The 7,290-nt window shown below is 40.7% G+C and carries 4 protein-coding genes and 1 pseudogene; 2 read left to right on the forward strand and 3 right to left on the reverse strand.

Annotated features, from left to right (window positions below; genetic code table 11):
• Positions 1-298 (reverse strand): annotated as a pseudogene (locus AAE250_RS23195) (ABC transporter ATP-binding protein); the annotation flags it as partial.
• 38 nt (positions 299-336) lie between these two features.
• Positions 337-1,422 carry a Wzz/FepE/Etk N-terminal domain-containing protein gene (locus AAE250_RS23200; RefSeq protein WP_342289465.1) on the reverse strand — a complete coding sequence of 362 codons (1,086 nt, stop codon included), beginning with the start codon at positions 1,420-1,422 and terminating at the stop codon, positions 337-339.
• A gap of 626 nt (positions 1,423-2,048) precedes the next feature.
• On the opposite strand from AAE250_RS23200, the gene AAE250_RS23205 reads away from it, so the two are divergent.
• Both AAE250_RS23205 and AAE250_RS23210 read left to right on the forward strand, forming a co-directional pair.
• Entirely contained in the window at positions 2,049-2,183 is a 135-nt protein-coding gene (locus AAE250_RS23205; protein WP_342289466.1) for a hypothetical protein, read from the forward strand.
• 50 nt (positions 2,184-2,233) lie between these two features.
• Entirely contained in the window at positions 2,234-4,414 is a 2,181-nt protein-coding gene (locus tag AAE250_RS23210; protein ID WP_342289467.1) for a hypothetical protein, read from the forward strand.
• Positions 4,415-4,959: 545 nt separating this feature from the next.
• Here AAE250_RS23210 and AAE250_RS23215 read toward each other — a convergent pair.
• Positions 4,960-7,050 (reverse strand): fimbrillin family protein, encoded by a 2,091-nt coding sequence (locus AAE250_RS23215; RefSeq protein WP_342289468.1) that lies wholly within the window; start codon positions 7,048-7,050, stop codon positions 4,960-4,962.
• Positions 7,051-7,290: the final 240 nt, after the last annotated feature.

Consider the following 7,290-nt stretch of genomic DNA (forward strand, 5'->3'; position numbering starts at 1 on the left):
AGTAATTGGCAAACATCCGCCTACTGAACTCACGGTATATCTCCAACTGATAACTACTCTGTAACCTCGCCAGCAGCACAATCGCACCATTCTTCAGCGCCACAAACAGCAACACCCCGCCGCATAATGCCAGCATCATACTTCGCCCGCCACTCTGCTTCATCACCATCAGCAACATCGGTATCAATGCCGCCACTCCCGCAAAGTCCAGCACAGCACGCGTCAAGACAGAAAGAGCTATCCAAACGCCCCGTTTGCGTTGCCTTTCCGGCAGTAACCGAATTATTCTTTTAATCATCTAAGTACCACTGTTTAATTATCTTATAGTATCTGTCATTAGCTTCGCTCAAAACCTCTTCTGAACAGAATCCACGTTACGCTTCCTGCACCACTCAGCAATATGCACCCCGCAAGAATCATCATCTTCCTGGGTTTCGAAGCTCTGAGTGGAACCGTCACCGGCTGGATAACCGCATATACGGGCCTTACTTTCTCCAACTTCGTCTTGGCTGCCTGAACCTGCTGTTCTGTTTGGTTGTATATGACGAGAGCCAGATCCATTTCATTACGCAACCTTGCCAGTTCCGCACGCGAAGCCAGCCTGACCAACCCCTGGTTCGTATCCGCATACCGTGTATACTTTTCTTGCGCCTCATAATACGCCGCTTGCGCCTCCTGGCGGAGTTTCTCTGCATACTCCAGGGTTTTGCGAGTCTTGGCTGTTCTGTATTCGGTAACATACTCCTTCAGATGTGACCGCACGGTATCTGCCACCGCGGCGGCAACCAACGGGTCTTGCATGGTGACGAATATGGTGATGGTTCTTTTCTTCTTGTCCACACCGATATTGATTCTGGACGCGATGGCACCTGCCATGCCCGCTTCTTTACGGGTCAGTCGGAAAGGGTTTATCCCGGATTTTGCTTTTACCCTTTCCCCGTCTTCGTCCGATTTGCTGCCGAATAGGGATATGACCTGTCCTGCCAATCTGAACGGTGCGGACGTGATAACGCTCCACCACGGTTTTCTCTGACGTTCTCTCAAATATTGCGAGAGGGTTATCGCAATGCTGTCTTTCTGCCCGCGCACCTTGATATCGAAAAGCCGGATCAGAAATGGGGTGGAATTGACGATGGCGGGATATAAAGAGGGATAGATGGCATCCCTTTCCGTGGTGGAAGAAGAACTCATGTCGATATCTGCTACGTCGGCCAGCATACTCATTCCCGAAGAGGAGCCTCTACGGATGCTTTCCGGAGCGATAAGGGTGCTTGCCGTATATTCTTTGGGAGTACCGAGAATTACAACTATCCCCACAAAGGCACCAATGCCGCATACTTTAAGTATCAGCTTGCGGGAAGCCCAGACTTTCCGAAGCAGTTCCAATGTACTCCGCGTTTTTTCTTGGGAATATTGTATCATAAATTCATTCTTTTCTATATTGCTTTTCATTGATGTGGGTAGTGTATACATAGATACACTTATTTGACATGTGATAGAGAACTTATTCTTGTTTTACGGATGATATATTCTACTTTTTATTGCAAAGATAATTCTTTCTTTTAAAACACATGTTATCTTTTGTTTTATTTAGCAATATAGTTTACAAAATAGCCGATGTAAGCTTGTTTTTTGTTGCAGGTGTCTGATAATAGTGTCACATCGGCTCCTGACAGGGAGTGGTTTTCTGTTGTATTAACTCGTTTTCTCCTGTAAATTAGGTTGTTGCAGTGGCGCTTCTGTCTGTCATAAGGTGTCAGAAAGTAGTGCCAATATAAGTGAGATACCCAATCTGCCATTTACCACTTGACCTGAAGTATATTGAGTGCCAGTTTATTATCCGGTATTCTCACGCCGTGCAATCTTTCTCTTTGTTGCGGTGAATCGTGGATCTATATAGGTAATGCAAAGATAATCAGCGATATATAGTTAAAATCTATTTAGGAAATTTGTTTCTTACTTTGCAGGCTGAAAAGGCGTGATATTGCGCTTTAAGGATATTGAGAACAGAGAACATTTATATTATTAACAATTAAATTTTTGTAGTTATGAAAGTAGAAATGGAAAAGAAGTATGTGGCTCCGGAAGTAGAAGTTCTGGAAGTGATGGTGGAAAAAGGGTTCGAAGGAAGTGGTACTCCTCCCGACGCAACAGTTGGCGGCGATGTATCAGACCCGTTCTAAATCTTTGGTTTGAAGAGAAGTTTATTAATTAATAAAAAAGAATGTATAGAATGAAAACAAAACACATTTTGACAGCAATTGCTTTACCCGCATTATTGGCTGCTTGTAGCCAGGACGAGGATTTGAGCGGTGCTTTATCACAGAAGGATTTTAGTAATATCCCCACTGTGGATGTTGACTTTACAGCTTCTGTAAACGGAGGTAGCCAAACGAGAATGGCTACTCAATTCGGATGGGAAAAGAATGATAAAATTGGGCTGGCCTGGTTGGGTGACTTTGATAGTAGCGTCGGTGGTACTGGTGTCCTGGGCGGATTTGATGGTAAGGCTTATCAGAACCATCCTCTATTTTGTACCGATCCTGCTACGCAGGCTTTCAAGACGGAAACGATGCTATATGTAGGTAGCTATTATGCGTATATGCCGTATAATGAAGATATTAAATCTGTTAAAGCAGTGAAGTTTAATGTCACAGGTCAGGAATTGGCTGCTACTACTGCACCTTATGCTAAGAAGGCTATCTATATCAGTCCGAAATTGACAGTTTTGACAGAAGGGAGTGCTGGCATGGGCAAGAATACAGAACTGAATATCAGTCAGCTGAGCAATGCAGCTACTGTAAATCTGACTTTTGGTAATGCAAGCAAGTTCACGGACCTGAAGGTTATGGGAATTTCTTTAGATGTGAAGAACAACGGGAGTGTTTCTATATTGCCTACAAGCTTTGAATATAAACCTAAAGCAAGTGCAAATGTAACCAGTTGGGATGAGATGACAAGTGCTAGTATTTGCGGTAATGGATTCTTTGGTGTAGGCGAAATGAGTAGTAAAGGTCCTGCCAATGAGAATCTCCAGAAGGGAGCTATCACTGCTACAAGTAAAGAAGGCCTTGCTGTTGTAAACAACGAATTGACTACTTATATTTTAACTTTGCCTGTAGCGGTAGCTCAGAACAATGCAACTTTAGATGTTATTGTTACTACAAACTATGGAAAAATTAAGGTAAATTTAGAAAGTGCTGATGCTGCAGGAACTGCTAAGGGAGCTATTGTACTCAAGGATAAAGGTGTTGCAGAAGCAAAGACAATTGCTACTGCTAAGATCTTTAATAACTTTGGCGCATCAGGTAGCATTGACGTATATGTTGATATGAAGGAATTGGAAGTTCCCAATGAAGTTGCAACACAAGCAGAGTTGAATGCAACGTTGAAGACATTGGTTACTATGGAAAAAACTGGCAACGTGTCTATAACTGTAGATCCTAAAGAGGCAAACACTGCTAAGACCGTTGACTTTATGGATTTCACACTTCCTGAAGGATTGAACTGTGCCATAACCTTGACTGCAGGTAGTAATGCTGGAAATGGCTTCGCATTCAAAGGCACTACTGTGATCGACAAGCAGTTGACGTTAGCTTCTGATGCTAGTGTAAATGGAACTATGACTGTCAAGAATGTTGTAGACAAAGAAAACGTTCAGCAAGCTGCTTTGACTATGGATGGTAAAACATTAACGATTAATGCTGGCGCAACATTGACTAATGAAGGCAAAATGGGTATTTCTGCTGCGTCATCATTCATTGTTATTTCTGATAAGGATAGCGAAATAGCCGCTGCTAAATATGTAAGTAATGCAAGTACTGCAACAATAGACTTGGGCAGTGGAGGTACGTTCACAAATAGCGGTGAAGTTCAATGGATTGCAGGTACGCTTCCAGCTGATTTGGATGGTAAGGTTTATGCAAACGCTAAAGATGATGACGGGATAGTATATGCATCTGCTGCATTTGCTAATGCGAAAGGAACAAACGAAGTTATCATCAGTGGAGAGATTGCTATGGGTAGCAGTTATTCAGTTATGGAGTTTGGAAACATCAAGACGATGACCATCAAGGGAGACGTAACATTGAGCATGATAGGTAACAGTAGATATGATGTGACTAAACTAGAGGCAATCAATATAGAAGAAGGTACGTTGAACTTTACGGACGGTGATGTAGACAATCCCAAAGAATTCACACCTGAGGCAGGCTGTAAAGTAAAACTCAGCAAAGGTACTAAATTGAATGTAGCAGCCGGCGTAAAATTGAATTTAGGTATGAATAGTGATATTAACTATGGAGGAGCCACTGTAATCAATGATGGTATTATTGTGACTAGTACTACGACTGTTGATCCAGGTGAAAGAGGTACTTGGGATGGCAAGCCTATCACTGCCCCAATAGAACAATAGACTCCTAAGACAAAATAGAATAATTCTAATTATAATTATAATAAGAGAGGGTGTTCTGTAAAGAGAATATCCTCTCTTTATTTTCAATGTAAATGTATTCGGATAAATGTAGTTCTATAAATTAGAAGTAATCGTAATTATTTATATTTTGCATGTAATCATATGAAATATAAGCATTGTATATTGTTTGCATTTTATGAGTTCAATTTTAAACTATATGTTGTACTATGATTTGATTAAATAGATAATTATAAGAATTCTATATATTAAACATTCATATATCATAAAACAATTAAAGTGTTCGATATACATGTAAAATATAATATATTATAATAAGAATAAGAGTACGAGAAAGTAATAGTAATACAAAGAGAGAGTACTCTTTATTACAAGGGCACCCTCTCTTCATATTTTCGGATTACTCTAAATAAGCTAAATGTCTTTAGGGCTTTTTAGGGTTTACATCAATAATGTTACCTGTCCAANTTATTACAAGGGCACCCTCTCTTCATATTTTCGGATTACTCTAAATAAGCTAAATGTCTTTAGGGCTTTTTAGGGTTTACATCAATAATGTTACCTGTCCAAGTGCCACTACCAGAGCTACTGTTTCCCTCAATCCAACCATTATTGGTTATAGTAGCATTAGTATAAGTAACGCTACCACTACCCAGATCCAATCTAGTACCAACTGCCAGATTCAATTCAGTTCCTGCTGCCAGATCCAACTGGCAATTACCTGCTGTGAATGCATAGAAATCGTTTTCGCCTTCGCCAGCATTACCACCGGTAAAGTTGAGTGAACCTGATTCAATATTAATTGCGGTCAAATTAGAGAAGACAAAACTTGTTTCCAGTTTCAAATCAAATGTAACTTTTCCTCTGATAGTCATCTTAGTGATACCTGCAAGCTCAGTCGTAGTGTACTGAGAATTGACAGTAAAGTTTTCGGCAGCAATGATAATTTCTTTGTCAGCGCTTGTTACTTTAGCAAATTCAGCGGATGCATTCACCATATCAAGAGCTGTTGCAACGTTTGCATAGATTGTCCCAGTCATACTTGCCAGAAGCGTACCACCTTTCCATTCAATTGCACCACCATTTGTAAATGTAGTAATGTCAGAAGCGTCCGCACCAGTTTCGCTGATGTAAAGACCTGCAGGAGCAATGGGGGCGACAGTGCTACCAACAATCGTTGTAATGGCACCGCCAGTAGTAATCTTAGCCTTATTAATCAAAGTAGCACCTGCATCTACTGTTATATCACTGCTACCCAAATCCACATTCTCAGAAATGGTCAATGTTTGGCCGTTCATAACTGTGAAATCAATGGCAGCCGGCTCTGCTACTTTCAAAGCGAGTTCTCCTGATATGTACACATTGGTGGGCTCATTCAGAGAACTAGCTTTCTTGAAAGTGATCTTACCACCGAACTTATTCAAGCCAGAGAGATCGGTAAGAATAACATCTCCCTCAGCTGCTGCCCCTTGATCACCTGCTTCTAATTTGCTCTTTGAGAACTCTATTTCAACGGCTGTGGTATTTCCGGCCCCCAATTTACCCATCGCCTCATATGCAGCGATTACCTTATCAAGATCTGCCTGATTAGTAACAGTGGTAGGAACTTCAATTGTTGTAGGATCAAAAGTTACTTTCACAATCAAATTATTACCGAGTTTTGCGGGAAGACCACCCATTGCTTTTGCAGCTGCGGCAAAATCTGCAACATCAGTGTAGCTTTCTCCCATATCTGTGCTATAGGATACAGCGTTGCCCACACTGCTAATTGTAGCATCTCCATAATTGGTTTTGATTGTCAAAGTTGTAGCATCACTACTTGCATCAAGTATACCCAGCTGAACATATACATCCAAGCCATCTTTACTGATTGCGCTACCTACATTTTCTTCACCAACTTGCACAGTGATATCTCCTTTGTTAGTAATATCCCAGCAGGCAGCATTTAAAGGAGATTCGCCTACTTTCACGTTAGTAGTATTGTTAGATTCCAATACCAACTTATTTACCAAATGGCTGTTACTATTCAAAACAACGCCAGTAACCTTGAAATCCTCCGGCATAGTCGCATCTTCCGGTAAATCAATATGCAACTTCATCAAGTTGGTCAAAGCTGTCAGCTGAAACTTTGTTTCATTACTCAGTCCAGCAGCTTCACCTTTGAGCTCAAGAAATTTATCACTTACATGCCAGCGACCCACATAACGAGATGTTTCCGACACCTGCTTACTCAAATCAAATACCAAAGGAGATATCTTTTGCGTCAACTGATAAGGGAAAGAAGCTATATACAATCCTTCATAAATCATCGTTTCAGATCTGAACTTCCCAGTAGCAGTCTTGTAATAAATAGGATGATTTGAAAAAAGATTAGCACTTGCTTGCAGAAGATTACCATCAGATATCCATCCCATGCCAATTTTATCATTCTCTTCCCAGCCTATTCCTGATGCCAAGCGTGTTGTAGCTCCATCAAAAGAAGCTTCAAATTCCAGGTCATAACCAATAGGAGTTCCTATAACTTCGTTTTCTACAGCATTAGTAGGCAGTTCATCCTGACTACAAGCAGAAAAAACAGCAGGCAGTACTAAAGCTGCCAATAAATGTTTTGTTCTCATTTTGTTAAATAATTAATTATTATCTGTTTACATCATTACTTTCGCAATTCACCAACCATATACTTTAGAATGGTTCTTTAGGGGGATCTACCTCAAATCCACTTCCTGCAAACCCTTTTTCTACCATCACCTCCAGAACTTCTACTTCCGGAGCCACATACTTCTTTTCCATTTCTACTTTCATAACTACAAAAATTTAATTGTTAATAATATAAATGTTCTCTGTTCTCAATATCCTTA

The organism is Bacteroides sp. GD17 (genome assembly GCF_038448625.1).
In the GTDB taxonomy this organism is placed as follows: Bacteria; Bacteroidota; Bacteroidia; order Bacteroidales; family Bacteroidaceae; genus Bacteroides.